2 protein-coding genes and 1 pseudogene are annotated in these 2,480 nt (G+C 64.1%); 1 reads left to right on the top strand and 2 read right to left on the bottom strand.

Annotated features, from left to right (window positions below; genetic code table 11):
- Positions 1-272 precede the first annotated feature (272 nt).
- Positions 273-1,457, bottom strand: a complete 1,185-nt coding sequence (gene purT / locus G3480_RS26155; protein ID WP_164657129.1) for a formate-dependent phosphoribosylglycinamide formyltransferase — start codon at positions 1,455-1,457, stop codon at positions 273-275.
- A 502-nt stretch (positions 1,458-1,959) separates the two neighbouring features.
- On the opposite strand from purT, the gene G3480_RS26150 reads away from it, so the two are divergent.
- Positions 1,960-2,199, top strand: a complete 240-nt coding sequence (locus G3480_RS26150) for a Uma2 family endonuclease (RefSeq protein ID WP_164657128.1) — start codon at positions 1,960-1,962, stop codon at positions 2,197-2,199.
- Here the strand turns inward: G3480_RS26150 and G3480_RS26145 are convergent.
- Positions 2,159-2,480 (bottom strand): annotated as a pseudogene (locus G3480_RS26145) (IS4 family transposase); the annotation flags it as partial. The gene G3480_RS26150 and the pseudogene G3480_RS26145 sit on opposite strands and share 41 nt — an antisense overlap.

Genomic DNA, 2,480 nt, shown 5'->3' with positions numbered 1-2,480 from the left:
CGTCCAGGCTTCAGGGGCGAACGGCTTCCCGGGCTCTCTTCATAAACTCCGTTTATCACTCCTCCTTATCAATCCCTGAGAACAGAACATACAAGGGGCGAATTCATTCGCCCTCCCGCCAGTGCCAAGGGCGACTAAAGTCGCCCCTTGTACGAGGTTTTTCAGACAGCCTCTGAGGGTTGGCAGGCGTGCCCATCATCCAGCCGCGCGCCTTGCGGGATGGGCACGTCCGTCCAGCGCTGAGGTGACGCTCAAGCCCATCACCCGTCCACTCAGTCCAGCGTGACCTCGACCTGGGCGGCAACGCGCAAGGCGCGCGCCTTGGCGTCGTCGATATTGCTTCCTCGCGCCAAGGCTACGCCCATGCGGCGGCGTCCCCGTACCTCCGGCTTGCCGAACAGGCGCAGATCGGTGCCGGGCTCGGCGAGTGCCGCGGCCAGGTTGCCGAAGCGCGGCTGGTCCGACTCCCCTTCGACCAGGATGACCGCCGAGGCGGCAGGACCCTGCTGGTGGATCTCGGGGATCGGCAGCCCGAGGATGGCGCGCGCGTGGAGCGCGAACTCCGAGAGATCCTGCGAGATCAGGGTCACCATGCCGGTATCGTGGGGGCGCGGGGAGACCTCGCTGAAGATCACGGCGTCGCCGCGCACGAACAGCTCGACGCCGAAGAGGCCGCGTCCGCCGAGCGCCTCGGTGACCCGCGCCGCGATCTCGCGGGCGCGTGCCAAGGCGGGCGGCGTCATCGGCTGCGGCTGCCAGGACTCACGGTAGTCGCCGTCCTCCTGACGATGGCCGATCGGCTCGCAGAAGGTGGTCCCGTCACGGTGGCGGATCGTGAGCAGGGTGATCTCATAGTCGAAGTCGACGAACCCCTCGACGATGACGCGTCCGCCGCCGGCGCGCCCTCCGGCCTGCGCGTAGTCCCAGGCATGGCCGATCTCATCCGCGTGGCGCACCAGACTCTGGCCCTTGCCCGAGGAACTCATGATCGGCTTGACCACGCAGGGCAGGCCGATTTCGGTCACCGCTTGCTCGAAGTCCTCGCGGGTGTCGGCGAAGCGGTAGGGCGAGGTCGGGATACCAAGCTCCTCAGCGACCAGTCGGCGGATCCCCTCGCGGTTCATCGTCAGCCGCGCTGCCCGTGCGGTCGGGATGACCGTGAAGCCCTCCGCCTCCAGCGCAAGCAGCGTGTCCGTGGCAATCACCTCGATCTCCGGGACGATGTAGTCCGGACGCTCTAGCTCAATGACGCGCCGCAGCTCCGCACCGTCGAGCATGGAAAAACTGTAGGCGCGGTCTGCGACCTGCATCGCCGGGGCATTGGGATAGCGGTCGCAGGCGATGACCTCAACGCCGAGTCGCTTGAGTTCGATCACCACCTCTTTGCCAAGTTCGCCGGCCCCGCAGAGCAGCACTTTGGTCGCGGTGGAAGTAAAAGGGGTTCCAATCGTGGGCATGGGATCTCCGCGCGTCGCAGGCGTCGCTGTCGAATGTCTGGGTGTCGCTGTTCGCCCTTGCCAAATCGCTACCAACTTGGAAAAGCGCTCAAGCGGTGAAGGACCTTGGCGAGTCCGAGTCGTGGCGCCTGTGACCTGGCTTGGTGCTGGGTGTTGACGGGTCCGGTGTGAACGCTACCGCTCAGTGCGCTACCGTGAACCATCGCACTCAGCACCTGAGTGCCGAGTAGCGGCCTGGAGCAGGGCGAACCGGAGCAAAAAGGCTATCACGTCGCGAGGACCTTGGGGCGACTTGGAGTTGGAGTCCCGCAACGCATCCTGAGCGACGTTTACACCCCTTGATCACCGCCTAAGACGCTCGGCCTTGGACCAGCGGATGATCAAGGCCGCACGAAATTGTCACCGGTATCTTCATGAATCGCTATGAATTTGGTCGCTGCGTCTAATGTCCAGATTCGGAGCACGACCGTCTATACTTGCCGAATCGGTTCAGGAGAAGCCCATGTCCAGGCAGCCCAAGCCCTATTACAGCTTCGAAGATTATCTCGCCGCGGAGCGCGAGTGCGTCGACGAGAAGCATGAGTACGTCGATGGTCAGGTCTTCGCCATGACCGGCGCATCCTTCAACCACAATCTCATCACGGCGAACGTGGCGAGACATCTCGGCAACACACTCGAGTCCCGCCCCCAATGCCATGGACTTAAGCCGCCCGGCAGTAAGCCGGGTGGAATCCAGGCTTGAGCTTGCCGGGATTGCGGCGTGGAAATTGTCGGTCTGGCCGTACCGCCTCGACGGCATCGGAAAGCGTGAGGACGGCCTGCGTCAGCAGGGTGGTTGGAGGATGTAAGGTGCCGATCAGTAGTCGAACCAGGGTGTGCTTCATGGTCGAGAGGCTGCTGGTCCAGCGGACGTGATAGGCATGCTTGCGCGCGGCGTGGCGGCGGGTTGCGAGCACCTGGGCGAGTCCTCGAACCATGCTGGCGAGGTTCAGGGCAAGGATCTTGGCGTGGACGTCTTGCTGC

The sequence above is a fragment of the Thiorhodococcus mannitoliphagus genome (assembly GCF_010915725.1).
Classification (GTDB): Bacteria; Pseudomonadota; Gammaproteobacteria; order Chromatiales; family Chromatiaceae; genus Thiorhodococcus; species Thiorhodococcus mannitoliphagus.
This window is presented reverse-complemented; position numbering and strand designations above follow the sequence as displayed.

What these genes read in the sequence shown, in the direction of transcription:
- purT (WP_164657129.1), bottom strand. Translation starts at nt 1,457, where the DNA reads ATGCCCACGATTGGAACCCCTTTTACTTCCACCGCGACCAAAGTGCTG.
- G3480_RS26150 (WP_164657128.1), top strand. Translation starts at nt 1,960, where the DNA reads ATGTCCAGGCAGCCCAAGCCCTATTACAGCTTCGAAGATTATCTCGCC.